The sequence below is a fragment of the uncultured Senegalimassilia sp. genome (genome assembly GCF_934636665.1).
Lineage (GTDB): Bacteria > Actinomycetota > Coriobacteriia > Coriobacteriales > Eggerthellaceae > Senegalimassilia.
Genome location: NZ_CAKUAT010000009.1, coordinates 39,725 through 54,392, shown reverse-complemented (window position 1 = coordinate 54,392; position 14,668 = coordinate 39,725). Strand labels below are relative to the sequence as shown.

Here is a 14,668-nt window from a genome sequence, read left to right as displayed (position 1 = left end):
GCCTGCCGGGAAGTTAGCGTATGAAGCGCCGCGCACCTTTGGGTGCACGGCGCTTTCGCTATATCGCCATGATAGAATGCGGGCATGACCGATAAGAAGCTGCATACCGAAGCCGGCCGCGCTAACGTGCGCGACTTGTTCACGCCGGCGTTTTGGCGTTCGTTCGCCGCGCTTTCGCTGGCGCTTGCCACCACATCGTTCATGAACGTTTCGGTGTTCCCCGGCTTCGATGCTGTGTTCGCCTATGCGCGCGACATTTCTGTGACGTCGCATGCGGTGGCGTTGATAGCGCTGGGCCTTGTTGCAACCTTCCGACCTGCGGTTTTGCGCGTGAATGCGCTGAACATCGGTGCGCTTGCATTATTGGCGCTGGGGTGCACGTTGCCGTTGGCGCTGGGGCTTGGTAGTGTTCCACTGCTGGTCTTGGCATCGTGCGCGCTTGCTGTTGGCCGCGCGTGGTGCATTCTTGTTGCGGGCATTGCTGCTTCGCGGTTGTCTCTTGCGCAAGCCAGCGTGTTGGTGCCGCTGGCGTTTGTGGTGCAGTGCGCGGCCTCGGCGTTCGCGTGGCTGCTGCCCGTATGGTTCGGCATGCTGTTTTTCCTGGTGGCGCTGTTTGCGGCGTGGGCGCTTTCGTGGCGCGACGCGCGTCCGGTGTTCGAGGAAACGCAGGCCGGCGAAGCGCCGCACGACTTTTCCGTCACGCGCCCGTCGTCGTTTCTGCCGCTGGCCAGTCAGCTGTTCGTGTGCCTGTTCCTGTTCCGTGTGGCGTTTGGCTGCTCGCTGCGTTTCGGCGAGGTTGACGGCGCGCCGCTGTCGTCGTTCTTCGTGATCCTGCCTGTGGCGGTGGTGGCCATTTGGGTGCTGCTGTCCAGCAAACGGTTCCCCACCGACCTGCTGGTGCAAGTGTCGGTGCTGTTCATCGTGGCGGGATTCCTTGCCATGACCATGCAAATTGAAGGGTCGAAAACGGCAACAGTGCTGTTGCTGAGCACGGGCAACACGCTGTTCGACATGGTGGCGTGGCTGGTGCTTATTGCGGTGGCGTCGCGCAACAGCCGCGGCGCAGTGGCGGCGTTTGCCTGGGGCCGGGGCGTGTCAAGCCTGGGCACCACGCTGGGCGCGGCCGTGGGCGTGCACGCCAACACGTTGGCCGGTATGGGCACGCCGCTGTTCGACGTGTTCGCGGCCGTGCTGGTACTGCTGTTCGTGGGGTACGCGCTTATCGGGCTGAAGAACTTCAGCTTCCGCGAGGCCATCGACGGCGTGACACCGGTCGAGACGGCGGTGGTCGAGGCGCCCAAGGCCACGTTCGACGAGCGCTGTCAGGCGCTGGCAAGCCAGTACGGCCTGACCCCGCGCGAGCTCGAGGTGTTCCAGATGCTCGCGCGCGGCCGCGACCGCGCCTACATCCAGGAGCAGCTGGTGGTATCGCGCAACACGGTGAAAGCGCACGTCAAGCACATATACGCGAAGCTAGACATCCACTCGCACCAGGACCTGATCGACCTGGTGGAAAAGGGGTAGGGCGCTGTTCGCGAGGTCGGCTTTCGCGGCTGCTGCGGGGCTGGAAGGTCGACGCGTCTACGTGGCGCTTGCGTTCGAAAAGAGAAGGTGATGCTTGCATGAAGCTGGTCGGATTGATCTCGGATACGCATGGGCGCCTGCCCGATGCGGCGCTGGGCGCTTTGGCGTATTGCAATCACATCATCCATGCGGGCGATATCTGCGACCCCGGCATTTTGCGCGAGCTGCAGATCATGGCGCCCACCACGGCGGTGCTGGGCAACAACGACTACGACGAGTACGGCAAGAACGTCACGCGGTTCGCGCATCCGGTTATCGACGGCGTGCGCTTCCTAGTTGCGCATTATCCCAACGACGCGCGCATCGGCTTCAACGGCTCGCGCGCCATCGCGCCGGGCGACCCGTTGCCGCAGGTGTGCGTGCATGGGCACACTCACATCCCCGAGCTTCTGACCGGCCGCGATGCCTATCCGGCCAGCTTGCTCATCTGCCCCGGCAGCTGTAGCCGCCCGCGCGGTGGATTCCCCGCATCCGTAGGCTTCATCGAGCTGGAGGCGGGACGCGTTCGCGCCGCCCGCGTGGAGTCGCTCGACGGCGAGGTGCTGTTGGAAATGGGGAAGTAGAACGAAAAAGGCCGCCCGGTGGGCGGTCGCTTGTGCGATGCTGGTTTCTTCTTATCGCTCAATTACATTTTCGCGGCTTGCTTCGAGGCTGAAATCGTCTGACCTGGGAAAACGCAAATCGAAGTCCCGGATTCTACTTATCACGTACTTATCATCTACTTGCCTTGTTCTTATCAGAAGCTGGTAACTGCGGACGAATTCCCGCGTGCGCGCCGCCCGCGTGGAATCCCTCGACGGCGAGGTGCTGCTGGAAATGGGGAAGTAGAACGAAAAAGGCCGCCCGGTGGGCGGCCTTTGCGATTCGTTTGCCTGCAGCTTAGAACTGCTTGAACACCTTGGCGGGCGCGCCGCAGATGGGGCAGTTCTCGGGGGCGGCGGAGCCCTTCTCGATGTAGCCGCAGCCCGGGCACAGGAAGTAGGAGTCGTCATCGGCGGCGTCGATGTTGTTGTACGCCTGCAGGTACAGCTCGGCGTGCACGGCCTCGGCCAGCTTGGCCTTGGTGAACACCTGGACGGCCTTGTCGTTGCCCTCCTCCTGGGCCTTCGCGATGAAGCCCGGGTACATGTCGGAGGTCTCGAAGATCTCGCCGTTGGCGGAGGCGATCAGGTTCAGGTCGATCTCCTCCAGCTCGGGGGCGTCGGCCGTGGGGCGCTCGTAGCCCGGCTCAAGCTCCTCGACCAGGCCGGCCTCCAGGCGGATGTGCACCTGCTCGGCGGCGCTGGTGGCCTCCCACAGGCGGCCCAGCTGCTCATAGCCCTTCTCCTTGGCCAGCTTGGCGCAGGCGGCGTACTTGGCGGAAGCGCCCGTCTCGCCGCACACGGCGGCCTTCAGGTTCTCCAGCGTGGTGCCGACCTGGCAGGTTGCGCCGGCGACGCGGTTGAAGTTGGAGGAATTCTCTGCGGTGGGCAGCTCGGTGCGCTTATTCATGGTGATACTCCTTCTCGTCTGAAGTAGTGCTTCCTGTTGGAATCGTTAATGAGAATTAATCTCAATAGCTATAGAATACCCGGCCCCCGGTTCGAGCGCAAGCGCCAATCGCCCGCAACCGCCCGGCTCCGCACAACCGTCACACGGATAGCCACGGGTAACTTTAACGCGACGATCATAGGGCGCGTTTGTCGGGATTGGGAAAAACGAGGCAGCCCGCCCCAAAGCGAGCCGCTGGTTTGCGCTCGATGGGAGTTTCGTGCCGCGGTGTCTGCGAGCGGTTCGGGTGGCTTAAGGCAGCTGCTGGAGCCAGCAGGAGGCTGCTAGCTCCAAAGAGTTCGCCATGGTTGCCTCAGCAAAGAAGCTATGGTAAACTTCTCGGAATTTGTTAGCGTGTTGAAACAGTGAGCGAGCGTGAGACGTGAACGAGCAGATTGTCTTGATCGAGCAGACGGCGCCTTCCGGCCCGGTGTATCCCGATGCCGTCCGATCAGCGGAGGCGGCCTGTCCGGTCGGTAGCGGCCTATTCCGTGCGGCATCGTGTCGTTTAACGGGCGATAGCCGTTGTTTCAGCCATGCCCTATGGGCCGTCGGCGGCTTCCTGTGCTTCGCGTTGGGAATGGTCGGCGTGGTGCTGCCGATCCTGCCCACCACGCCGTTCATTCTGGTCGCGGCCTTCTGCTTCGCCCGCAGCTCCACGCGTTTGAACAGCTGGTTCAAGGGCACGAAGGTGTACAAGCAGGTGCTGGAGGGCTACGTGACCAAGCGTTCCATGACGCTGCGCGCGAAGCTGACCATCCTCATCCCGGTGACGGTGCTGCTGGCCATCGGCTTCGCCCTGATGGGCCGCGTCCCCGTCGGGCGGGTCGTCCTGGCGGCGGTCTGGGTCGGCCACATCATCTACTTCGGCTTCATAGTGAAAACCGACAAGCAGGCGTAAGTCTGTCCCGCTTGCGGCAAACGCGGTGGTCCGCTCTTGGGCATGCGTTCCCGATGCGTTTCCCCGGCATCCCTTTCGCACAAAACGCAGCGGCTCCGAACCGGCAACTCCGGACTTCAAAAGAACGGCTTCGCATCTCCCTCGTGTCAACCGCGCTCTCTCCGCATTCTCTTGCGTTAAGCGAGGCAGTCCCAGCCTGGATAGGGGTCGATTAGACCGGCTCCGAAAAAGCTGACCGCGCTGATCATCTCGACGTCAGAGCGAGGCGGCTCTGATCCCAATAGGGGCCGGTCGCGCCGGCTCCGGAAAAGCCGACTGCGCCGATCATCGCAACGTCAACTCGATCACAAGAAGCGCCGCTGCCAGCGCTAGGGCCGCCCAGTCCGCGCGTCGAAGGCGGTAGCTGCGCAGACAGGTCCGCGAAGCGCCGGCAGCGCCGAACGCACGCGCCTCGACCGCATACGCGAGCGATTCCGATCGACGCAGAGCGCTGGCGAACATGGGGACGAGGGCGGATACGAGCGCAAGGCCGCGCTGCAGCACGCCGCCGTTTGCGAAATCGGCGCCGCGCGACATCTGGGCGACGCACACCTTGTTGAACTCCTTCGTCAGCGTGGGGATGAAGCGCAGCGTCATGCTCATGGCCAAGCCGGCGGATGCCGTTCGTACTCCGAAGCGGTTCAGGGGGCGCAGCATCAGCGAGAACCCGTCGGTCAGCTGCGTCGGCGACGTGGTGGTCATGAGCGCCGACGTGCCTAGCAGCACGCAAACGAAGCGCAGCACGTTCTCGATCGCGCATGATACCCCGCCCGCGGTGATCGTCGCCGGGCCTGCGCACCAGATGACATCGCCCGAGTTTACGAACAGCGTATCGAACACCAGGACGAAGCCCATAAGCCATGCGAACGGCTTCAAGGAGCGCAGCGCCGTATGCGCGCTCGAACCGGAGGCCGCCTGCACGGCCATGGCGGCCGCAAGCAGGATGAGCAATGCCGGCGCACCTTGCGCGACGAATGCCGTCGCGATGAACAGCACCGCGAAGACGATCTTCGCGCGCGGGTCCAGCTTGTGGGCCGTCGTCGTTCCGGGGCGATATGCCCCAAACATCGCGACGTCGACGGCAAGCGGCCTGAAGCCGTTCCCGCTCGATGGCGCCTGCTTTTTCATGCGGGGTCGCGGGATCTCGATGCTTTCGGCTGCGTACGGGCCGTTGGGCTGCGACGCCAGCACGCCCGCCGCAACGGCGCCCGTGACGAAGCCCGTTGCGCATGCCGCCAAGGCGAGCGGCGGCAAGCTGAGCAGCACCGATGGCGTTCCCAGCAACAGGGCGGCAACCGCGATCTGGCCTGCATTGTGGAGGATCGCCGCCACCATGCACGTTGCCACCGCGCCTAAGCCGGGGATGCGCGACGCCGCCGCGCTCCCTGCGAACGCGAGCGCCGTGCCGCCCAGGCTGTACATGAGCATCATCGGCGAACCGAACAGGAAGCCCGACGCCATCACCTTCACCACCGCAACTGCGGCCGCGGCGCGCACGTCGAGCCCTAAGAGCGCCACCACCACTGCCACGTTCGCCAGGCCGAGCTTCACGCCCGGCAGCGCCACGGGGAGCGGGATCATCGTCTCAATATAGCTCAGGACAAGCGCGAGCGCGCTCAAAAGCGAGATGCGCGCAAGACGCTGCGTGGCGATGATGCGGGGATTTACGGCCATAACGAAGCGTCCGACCCGCTATTGCCCGACGACATCGTAGGTCGATGCGGCGTCCTCGTCCGTTATGTTCACGACGAGCTTATGCGGAAGGCATACGATCTGCTGGCCCGCCTTCGAGATCCAACCCTGCTCGACGCAGTCCTGGTTGGGGCAGTCGGCCTCGCTCACGCGCACTTTGCCCGCTTGCACCTCGATCACGTTCGTGCCGGCGCTCGAAGCAACCGTAAGGACGTCATCTTGGGAAAGCGGCATCGTGAAGGTGTTGCCGTCCGCGTCTTGGATGACGGCGGTCCGGGCATCGTCTGCGCTGCCAAGCGCGTTGGCGGCCGCGGCGGCGGCCAACGCAACCGCTACGATGACCAACACCGCAATGACATTGAGCCTCATTCGCCTGCATGCTTTTTTCTGGGCGGTAGTCATGTTACATCTGCCTCCTTCTATTCGTTCAGGAGCGTGAACCCGGAGCCGTCCGACGCCGTGGCCGTATCGTTCATATCCACCAGCAGTCCGTTGAAGCGCTCGTCGGAGTTCAGCAGCTCCATGGCCTTGTCGTGACCCATCAAAAACAGCGTGGTGGAATACGCGTCGCCATCGGTGGAGCTGTCGGACACGATCGAGGCGCTTGCCAGGTCCGTCTTCACCGGATAACCCGTGCGCGGGTCGAGGATGTGGTAGTACAGCACGTCGCCAACGGTGAAGCTGCGCTCGTACAGCCCGCTTGTGACCAGGGATTTATCGCGTGCAGGAATGCTTGCGATCACGTCGTTCGCCGTGCCGTTGGGGTCTTGCACGCCAACGTTCCAGTCGTCGCCGCGGAAGCTTTCCCCCAGCACGTAGACATTTCCGCCCAGAGAGAGCATGGCGCTTTCGCAGCCCGCTTCCCGCAGCATGGAGACCAGGTCGTCGGTGATGAATCCCTTCGCGATGCCGCCAAGGTCGAGCATCGCGTCGGGGTCGGCGAGCGTCACCGTGGTGCCGTCGACCGAGATCGTGCGGTAGTCGACGTGCTTGACCGCTTCCTCGATCGCGTCGTCGTCGGGTTTGATGCCCTCAACGAAATCCCAGAGGCTGGAAACGGCGCCGATGCTGATGTCGAACAGGCCGTCCGAAGCCTCGGAATACGCAAGCGATGCCTCGATGCACCGCGCCGTTTCCTCGGAGACCTCTACCGGCGCGCCGTGCGCCTGGTTGATGTTCCAGATGTCGCTGCCTTCCTTCGTGCGCGAGAAGCGGTCTTCGAAGAACTGGCAACGCTCGGAGATGCGGTCCATCAGCTCGGGCGCGCATAGCGCGCTGATCTGGATGACGGTGTCGAATAGGAACAGCGTGAGGGATTGGACCTCGTAAGCTGCGCTATCGGCGGCATCGTTCGCGGCCGCGCCGTCGTTTCCGTCGTTTTGCCCCGCCGAGCAGCCTGTCAGCCATGCGGGCGCGGCCATCGCGCACATCGAGCCCGCCGCAAGCATGAGAAACCTTCGGCGCGAGAGCATTCCGTTCTCCATCGACCAAATCCTTTTCGTTTCCTATATGAACAACCAGCACAACGCGAAAAGCGCCGCCGCCTTGATCAGCACCAAGGGGATCTCGGTGCCGCGTAGACGCACGAGATATTCCTTGACCTGGGCCTTTTTAGCGCCAGGGGCCTCCGCCAGGTTCGACGCCGCCGAAGCGCTCGGGTTGGGCACGCGCAGCATCGCCACGTTCTCCAGAGGGCATCCGTCGGCGCATCGGCCGCACGAGATGCACTCGCCCGCGGCAAGCGCATCGGGGTCGGGGTGCACCGACACCGGGCATGAGCGCTTGCACAGCCCGCACCCTTTCGCGCAGCGCGTCGTGTTGCGGCGGAAAGAGGAGAAGGGGAGCACCGGCAGCAGGCTGAACACCGCGCCGAGCGGGCAGAGGAACTGGCAGAAGAAGCGCTCCACGAACAGCATGCCGAGCGCGATGGCGCCGAGGATGGCGAACGCGCCCGCCGCAACGCCGTCGACGTTGCCGGCGATGATGCCCGCGAACGCCGTCCAGGGGCTGTACCCCGAGACGCTCGACCACGAGCCCGCGATGCACAGCCCGCAGATGGCGACCAGCACCAGGTATTTCAGCAGCTGCAGCGCGCGCTGCAGCTTCGGGGGCAGAAGCGGTTTCCTGACGCCGATGCCCAGCTTCTTGCGCACGGGGGAGAACAGGGCGAACAGGGCATCGCCCAGCGTCCCGAACGCGCAGGCATAGCCGCAGAAGAAGCGGCCGAACACCACGGTGAACGCCAGCACCGCCGCCAATGTGACGATAAAAGCGCTCAGCTCTATCGGCTGCATGGCGCCGATCTGGGTAAATGCGTATTTCACGCCGTTGAACGCCGCGCTGAACACGGCGGGGAACGCTATGAAGAACGCGATTTGCACCGCCCAGCGCACCCCGCGATCCAGGAGGAGGCGGCGATGGCGCGCCAGGGCCTTCGTCTTGATCTTCGCCATGCTATTCGCCGTCCTCTGCCGATGCCGCGGCGCCTGCCTGGTCGGAGCTGCTTGCTTCAAGCGCCTGAACCGCGCCGTTGATGATGCCGGCAGACGAGAACGTGGCGCCCGATACCGTGTCCACGTTCGGCGTTTGCTTGGCCAACATGTCGTCGATGAGCTTGACGGCCTGCTCCAGGTAGGGGCCGTCCTCGTTGGGGGCGTCCACGACCTGAACGGCGTCGATGTAGCCGTCCTTCACGGTGACCTGCGTGGTCACCGGCCCGCCGTATCCTTGAGCGGTGCCCGTGAACACGCCGTCGACGGCATATGGCCCGCGGGTTGCCGCGCGCTCGGCCTCTTGGATCTGCTTTTGAACCATGGCATCGGCGGCGTTGGCGTCGGCGGCCCACAGGCTGAAGCCGACCGCCAACGCTCCGATAACCGCAACGTTCACGGTTTTCGCTATAAGGTTTCGCTTGCGTACGAGAAGGTTAAGCACGGTCGGCCCCGCCTTCGCTGTTCGAGGTGCTTCCCGCATCGTCCTTCCCGGATGCAGTGTCCGAGCTGCCGGCGTCGCCCGTTGCGGCGTCGTCTGACGGATTCGCCTTCTTGTAGGCCTCATTGGCCAGCTCGAGCGCCTTCTCGTATGCCTTCACGATGGCCTTCGAGGAATAGGTGGAGCGGGACACGACGTCCACGTTGCTTGGGGCCGCGTGCAGATCGATCAGCTGCTTGACGACGCCGACGTACTCCTTGCCGCGAACGACGCGTCCGAACGCCGCCCATTCAAGATACGCATCGTTCGATTCATCGTATTCCTCGAGCACCGCGTCTTTGTCGGTCGCCTTGTTCGTCCCGTGAACGTCCTTGATCGCGGATGCCTTGCCGTTTTCGACCGTAACGGTCATGGCCAGGTAATACGGCTCGAACGCGTTGGGGTCCTCGGTGTTCTCGCACTTCACGTACGCGGTATAGTCTCCGTCAAGGTAGCGGGTCTCGGTTTGCCCGCCCTGGGAAGGCTCGTCGACGTCGGGCTTGCTCGGCGAGTCGCCGCTTCCCGTGTTGCCGGAATCGCCGGAGGGTTTATCCGTTGCGGCGTCGTTGCCGCTTTTGACCGCCGCTTGGCGCAGGGCGTCCTCGACGGCGGCCAAGATGCCTTCCGAGGAGAACGTTGCGCCCGACACTGTGTCGACCGCCGTCGTCTGCTTGTCGATGACGGTTGCGATCAGCGATTTCGCGCGGTTGAAATATGCGGCATCGTCGTCTTGGGAGAGGACGTCTATCTTGGAGATCTTCCCTCCTGCGATGGTCACGGCCACGCGAATGGTGCTTTTGTAGCCTTCTCCCTTGCCGTAGTAGGTGCCATCGGCGTAGCCACCTGCCGGCACCTGGGTCGGGTTCAGCGTTACGTGGCTTTTGCCCGAGGCGGTGGATGCCGGGGCGGATGAGGCGCCCGTGGCGGATCCCGTTCCGCCCGCGGCCTTTTCAAGAGCGTTCTTGATGGCGACGAGGATGCCCTTTGAAGAGTAGGTTGCCCCTGAAATGGTGTCCACCGACGTCGATTGCGCAGCGATGACCGAGCTTATCAGCCCCTTCGCGTTGCTGAAATACGGCTCGTCGTCGCCCGCGGACACTATTTCGATTGCGACGATCTTCCCGCCGCTGATGGTCACCGCCACCGTGATGGTGCTTTTGAATCCCTGGCCGGAGCCGGTGTACGTGCCGTCCTTCAGGTTGGAGGCGTCGATCCCGTAGTCCGCCGCGCTATAGTTCGCATCGGTGGCGGGTTGCGCATCCTGGCGTTCCGCCGTCACCTCGACGGGCTTGATTTCGGCCGTGGCCTGCTCGGTCGATGCGTATGCATCGGGGTTGAACACGAGCGGTTGGTATTGCGCCACGACCAGCGCAACGGCCACGCTCGTCAGCACCGACGGCATCAGCAGGCCCGCCGTGGCCGCCTTCCGCGGCAGCGCTGCGTGCTTGCCCGGCCCCTTCTCCTCATTTCCCGGCGTTGCGCCGTGCGTCTCCGCCTCGGCGCGTTCTTCGGTCTTTCGATCCGTCACGGTCTTCGCTTCTCCTTTAAACGGCCTTATGGCGGAGCCCGGGCTCCGCCATAAGGTGCAATGCATCGCTTTGGCGCAGGTGGCGAATATGCCTTCGCCACCTGCGCTTTCATGTTGTGCGGAACCTATTCCCGCGTGCGGCGGCGCATGAAGCGCGCCACCGCGGCCAGCGCGGCCGCGCCGATGGCAGCTGCGCCCGTTGCCGCTATCGGGGCGACGTCGCCCGTGGTGGCAAGGCCGGAAGCGGTGCCCGTGCCGGTCGCGCTCGCTGCCGCGCCGTTGCCGTCACCCGTTGCGGCGCCGCTGCCGGAGCCGTCCGTCCCGGTGCCGTTGCCGGAGCCGTCCGTCCCGGTGCTGCCGGCGGGCGGATTCTCGGCGGTCGGCTTGGCCAGCTGCTCGCGGGCCTTCTTCACGGCGGCCGTTGCGGACTCGACGTCGGCGGCGGACGTGTCCTCATCGCCGAAGAGCGCCTCCGCAGCCTTCACGGCCTGCTGATACGCGGCCCAGCTTTCGGACGTGTAGTCGCTTTCCTTCAGGCTGGAGCCGGCCTCGATCTCGGCGCGCAGATCGGCAAGCTGATCTGCGGTGGGGGTTGCGGCGAGCGCGGCCTGGGCGCCCTGCAGGGCGGAAAGCGCGTTGGCGACTTCCTCGTCGGTGGCGGAAACGGATTCGTTCACGCCTTGAGCGGCCTTAAGCGCCGTCTGGAAGGTGTCCCAGCTGGTTGCGGTATAGGCGTGTTCGCCGTTGTCGAGCTTCAGGGCGGACTGGATGGCGCTCTCGAGCGCAGCTTTGTCGGCGACCTTGGCGTACGTGAACTTCAGGTTGTTGCTGTAGCCCGTAGCGGCGACTTCGACCTCGTATTCGCCGTTCGCGGCGAACACCAAGGAGCCGTCCCTGTTCGCGGCGGCAAGGTTCAGGGAGCCGTCCTCGTTGATGATCTTCACGGCGCCCTTGCCCTGTGCGTTGTACACCACGTTGTTCACCGTCACCTGGGAGATGTTGCCCAGATAGTTCGCAAGGTCGCTCTCGGTCGCGCTCTCGGCGGCGGTCAGCTTCAAGCTGGAAGCATTGAATGCGGCAACGCTCTTCGCCGTGGTCAGCGTGAAGGACGCGCTCAAAGGAGCGTACTTGTCGTTCTTGTCGGTAGCCGTGATCGTGTACTCGCCCGGCTGCGTGCCGGTCGGGATCGTCACAACGGAAGCGTACGGCCCGGAAGAGGGATTCGACACCTCAACCGCGCCGTTCCAGCCCTTGATGCTGTACTGTGCGGCGAACCCTTCGGGCAGCTTCGGGTTCATGCCGATGAGGGAGGAATCGTCGAGTGAAACGCTATCCTGAATGGAGATAGCGCCCTTATCTGCGGAAACCTTAACCGGAACGTACTGATTCATCGCCACGGTGTAGGTGCCGGTGGAGGTATAGAACACCACCGATTTGATGGTCTTGCCCATCATCGACGTGTAGTACTGCGAGCTCAGCGGGCTGCCGTGAGACTCGGTCACGAAGCCGCAGCTCCACGCAAGCTCCTTGCTCTTCCAGATGTTCTCCAGGGCGCGCATGCCGTAGCCCTCGATCTTGCCGGCCTCATCGGCGGCGTTCACCACGGCGCCGTATACGACCGCCTGGTTGCCGTCGGCGTCGACCATCTGCTCGCGCAGGTTGTCGAAGTCGATCTCGTAATCGCCGTACTTGCTGTCGGTGGTGAACTCGGCGGTGACGTTCGCGAGTTCGGTGGCTTTCTTGCTCTCGACGGCGCCGAACTTCAGGTTGCCGGATTCGTCAACCGTGACTTCCTTGTAATTGGCCGGCGTCTCGCCCTTGGGCAGCACGTAGTACGAATAGCTCGGCGCCTGGAACAGGGCGTCGCGACCGGAATAGGTCGTGGTGGACGTCTTACCCTTGATGGAAGTGGTGATGTCGACGGAGTCGGAATCCGTCACGCGTTGGAACTTGGACCAATCGATGCTCTCGGAGCCGACCTTAACGGCGAACGTGGCGCCCGTGATGTCGCTGCCGTCGGCGTTCACGTGGTAAGAACCGGCAACCAGCGAACCGGCCAGCGTCTTCTGCTTGGTAGCGGACGTCACCACGTCCGTGCCGGAGTTGTTCTGCTCTGCGGCATAGAACTGGCTGTACGGGATGTTCATGAGCACGTACGAGCCAACTTCGGGATACAAGCTGACCAGCGCGTCAAGCGCACCTTGGAGGTGCGTGATCTGCTCGGCGGCTTCGGCTTCGCCAAGGTTCTTCTTCTCCAGCAGGTCCTTGGTCTCGGCGGTCTCGGTCTCGATGGAAGATGCGGTCCAGGAGTCCTCGGTGTACTTGGACTTATCAAGCGCGGCGGCCTTGTCGTACAGGCTTTGCAGCTGTGCCTTCGTCGCCTCGGTCACAGGTTCCTTGGCGCCGACGATGTTGTCGTCGGTTGCCTGGAAGGTGTAGGTGTAATCGTTGTAGCCCAAGGCATGGACGGTGAGCTTCCAGTAGCCGGTGCCGTTGGTGTCCTCGGGCAGCTGGCAGCGCTCGGACTTGGTGAGGCCAAGCTGAATGCCCATGGACTTGTGCATCCAGTTGTCGGCGGCGAACTTGGTGCCGTAGGTGGCAAGGGCGTTCGTATAGGTCGCGTCGTCACCGTAGTAGGTCCAGGTGACGCTTTGCATGTTTGCGCCCAGGTCGCCGTAGTTGCCGTTAAGGTCCACGCGCAGGAACTCGCCGTAGGATCCGCTTGCTTCCTTAACCGTGGGCTCGATACCCGTGGCGGTCTTGAGCCCCTGGCCCTCGATGCCCGATTCGGTGCCGGTGGCGGCAGCCGAGAAGCTGAAGGTGCCGTTGTCGTTTGCCACGGTCTTAAGGCCGTTGGTGTCGGCGTCGACATTCGCGACCAGGCCGGAGTAGGCCTGGAGGTTTTGCTCGCCAAAGCCGCCGGCCAGCGTCTCACCATTGGCGACGAAGCTGTGGCTCGCCTTGAAGGCCTCGAGATCTGCGGTCTTGATCTTGACGGGAACGTATTTGAGGCCCGTGACCTCGTAGTCCTTGAGCGTGTAGCTCGCACCGTCACAGGTCATGGCACCGCGGTTCCACGTTACGGTCTTGCCGTCGGTCGTAGTGAACGATTTGCCGTCGGCGGCCCAGGTGGCCAAATCAAACGTTGCACCCTCGTTGGTGTAGATGGTGGCCATGCACTGGTAGCTGCCGCGGTGCAGACCGTGGTTGGCGGTTGCGCGGGTCACAACGTCAAAGGCGCCCGTGTCGGACTCGTTGTGCGAATCCAGCTCGGCACCAGTTGCCGTGGAGCCTGCGGCCTGTACGTCCTCGGCGGCCCAATACTCAGCCCAGGTAAGGCCGGCGTAGCCGTAGGTGTACTCGTCGGTCGCGGGGGTCGACGGATTCTGCTCGTCGTAAGCGGCCTGCAGGGCGCTGTCTGTCGCAGCCTTGATGGCCGTGCTCGTAAACGTGGCGCCGCTCACGCTGTCGACGTCTGTGGACTGTGCGTCGACGATCGCCGCGGGCACGCCGGTGGCCTTTTTGGTACCCTCGACTGCTTTCTTGACGTAGGAGGCGCTCTCGCCCGGTTCATCGCGGACCATCTCGACCTTTGCGATCTTGTGGTCGGCGACGGTCACGTTGACGGTCACGGTATAGCCAGCGAACTCGTCGTCGTTGTCGGCGTTGCCGTTATCGGCGACCTGAGCGGTTCCCCGGTAGGTGCCGTCTGCGATTTTGGTCAAATCGTAGGATGCTTCTTGCGCGGAAGCGGACTTTTCGCCCCCCGACAAGGTATAATCCTCGATTGAGCTAGAAGACGTTTCCGCGTCTTCGCTCGCTAGCGGGGCAGCCGTTTCAGTGTTGGTAGCATCGGAGCCGGCTGCCCCTTCTATTTCGCCGCCGTCGGTTTGGGCAAGTGCCGTCACCGGGGTTAGCGACAACGTGAGCGCCATGGCCATCACGCCTTTGGAGGCATTGCCTCCCGCCGTGGCCAGGACACGTCGAATCGCGTTGCGTTCGATCATCCCGTTTCCTTTCTTCGATTGTCCGTGTGGATGCGTTCCCCCGCGCCTATACCATTTGGGGTTCGCTGGAGCGAAGCTGCGGATCGGGCCTCCGTTCTAGCTGCGATGACCGGCGATGATGTATGCGCGGGCTAACTAAAGCAGAAGGATAACCTATGGTTAACTATGTTTGCCAAATAAAACATAGTTCCCCTACATAGCTTTCAGCTTCGCTCTCGGGAAAGCTGCTCGAGCTTGGCTTTCGGTCGGGCCTTCCGTTCGCCGAGGCGGCGTGCCTGCTCCCCTGCAGCCGGCAAGCCCTCGCGGAAGCCTCCGCCTTCTCGGCTTCCGCTCGCGTTCGGCTGGCTCGCAACCCCCGCCCGCGCGAACCCCGTCAGCCCGCGGCTCGCGCACAGTCCCGCCCACGCAAAAGGCCCC

Annotated in this window: 11 protein-coding genes; 3 read left to right on the top strand and 8 right to left on the bottom strand. The window is 63.6% G+C overall.

Annotation, left to right across the window (positions count from 1 at the left end):
- The first annotated feature begins 84 nt into the window (after positions 1-84).
- Both Q0G75_RS05010 and Q0G75_RS05005 read left to right on the top strand, forming a co-directional pair.
- Positions 85-1,524: a helix-turn-helix transcriptional regulator gene (locus Q0G75_RS05010; protein ID WP_294417784.1), complete on the top strand. Its 1,440-nt coding sequence runs from the start codon at positions 85-87 to the stop codon at positions 1,522-1,524.
- A 98-nt stretch (positions 1,525-1,622) separates the two neighbouring features.
- Positions 1,623-2,147 carry a metallophosphoesterase family protein gene (locus Q0G75_RS05005; protein WP_294417783.1) on the top strand — a complete coding sequence of 175 codons (525 nt, stop codon included), beginning with the start codon at positions 1,623-1,625 and terminating at the stop codon, positions 2,145-2,147.
- Between the two features lie 316 nt (positions 2,148-2,463).
- Here Q0G75_RS05005 and ngr read toward each other — a convergent pair whose 3' ends face one another.
- Positions 2,464-3,075 (bottom strand): nigerythrin, encoded by a 612-nt coding sequence (gene ngr, locus Q0G75_RS05000; protein WP_294381248.1) that lies wholly within the window; start codon positions 3,073-3,075, stop codon positions 2,464-2,466.
- A 421-nt stretch (positions 3,076-3,496) separates the two neighbouring features.
- Between ngr and Q0G75_RS04995 the strand changes: the two genes are divergently transcribed.
- Positions 3,497-4,015, top strand: coding sequence for a YbaN family protein (locus Q0G75_RS04995; RefSeq protein WP_294417781.1), 519 nt, complete (start codon positions 3,497-3,499; stop codon positions 4,013-4,015).
- 324 nt (positions 4,016-4,339) lie between these two features.
- On the opposite strand, the gene Q0G75_RS04990 is transcribed toward Q0G75_RS04995, so the two are convergent.
- The 7 genes from Q0G75_RS04990 to Q0G75_RS04960 form a co-directional block, all read right to left on the bottom strand.
- Positions 4,340-5,728: a Gx transporter family protein gene (locus Q0G75_RS04990; RefSeq protein WP_294417779.1), complete on the bottom strand. Its 1,389-nt coding sequence runs from the start codon at positions 5,726-5,728 to the stop codon at positions 4,340-4,342.
- 18 nt (positions 5,729-5,746) lie between these two features.
- On the bottom strand, positions 5,747-6,148 hold the full coding sequence (locus Q0G75_RS04985) for a NusG domain II-containing protein (RefSeq protein ID WP_294417776.1): 402 nt from the start codon (positions 6,146-6,148) through the stop codon (positions 5,747-5,749).
- Between the two features lie 17 nt (positions 6,149-6,165).
- On the bottom strand, positions 6,166-7,230 hold the full coding sequence (locus Q0G75_RS04980) for an FAD:protein FMN transferase (protein ID WP_294417775.1): 1,065 nt from the start codon (positions 7,228-7,230) through the stop codon (positions 6,166-6,168).
- A 21-nt stretch (positions 7,231-7,251) separates the two neighbouring features.
- Positions 7,252-8,199, bottom strand: coding sequence for a 4Fe-4S binding protein (locus tag Q0G75_RS04975; RefSeq protein ID WP_294417772.1), 948 nt, complete (start codon positions 8,197-8,199; stop codon positions 7,252-7,254).
- A 1-nt stretch (position 8,200) separates the two neighbouring features.
- Positions 8,201-8,680, bottom strand: coding sequence for an FMN-binding protein (locus tag Q0G75_RS04970; protein WP_294417770.1), 480 nt, complete (start codon positions 8,678-8,680; stop codon positions 8,201-8,203).
- Positions 8,673-10,244 (bottom strand): FMN-binding protein, encoded by a 1,572-nt coding sequence (locus Q0G75_RS04965; RefSeq protein ID WP_294417769.1) that lies wholly within the window; start codon positions 10,242-10,244, stop codon positions 8,673-8,675. The genes Q0G75_RS04970 and Q0G75_RS04965 overlap by 8 nt, the downstream gene beginning before the upstream one ends.
- Before the next feature lie 125 nt (positions 10,245-10,369).
- On the bottom strand, positions 10,370-14,251 hold the full coding sequence (locus Q0G75_RS04960) for a penicillin-binding Tp47 domain C-containing protein (RefSeq protein WP_294417767.1): 3,882 nt from the start codon (positions 14,249-14,251) through the stop codon (positions 10,370-10,372).
- Between the last annotated feature and the right edge of the window lie 417 nt (positions 14,252-14,668).

Excerpts from the sequence above, each read along its gene's own strand:
- Q0G75_RS04985 (WP_294417776.1), bottom strand. The coding sequence starts at position 6,148 with ATGACTACCGCCCAGAAAAAAGCATGCAGGCGAATGAGGCTCAATGTC.
- Q0G75_RS04990 (WP_294417779.1), bottom strand. The coding sequence starts at position 5,728 with ATGGCCGTAAATCCCCGCATCATCGCCACGCAGCGTCTTGCGCGCATC.
- Q0G75_RS05005 (WP_294417783.1), top strand. The coding sequence starts at position 1,623 with ATGAAGCTGGTCGGATTGATCTCGGATACGCATGGGCGCCTGCCCGAT.
- ngr (WP_294381248.1), bottom strand. The coding sequence starts at position 3,075 with ATGAATAAGCGCACCGAGCTGCCCACCGCAGAGAATTCCTCCAACTTC.
- Q0G75_RS04975 (WP_294417772.1), bottom strand. The coding sequence starts at position 8,199 with ATGGCGAAGATCAAGACGAAGGCCCTGGCGCGCCATCGCCGCCTCCTC.
- Q0G75_RS05010 (WP_294417784.1), top strand. The coding sequence starts at position 85 with ATGACCGATAAGAAGCTGCATACCGAAGCCGGCCGCGCTAACGTGCGC.
- Q0G75_RS04980 (WP_294417775.1), bottom strand. The coding sequence starts at position 7,230 with ATGGAGAACGGAATGCTCTCGCGCCGAAGGTTTCTCATGCTTGCGGCG.
- Q0G75_RS04960 (WP_294417767.1), bottom strand. The coding sequence starts at position 14,251 with ATGATCGAACGCAACGCGATTCGACGTGTCCTGGCCACGGCGGGAGGC.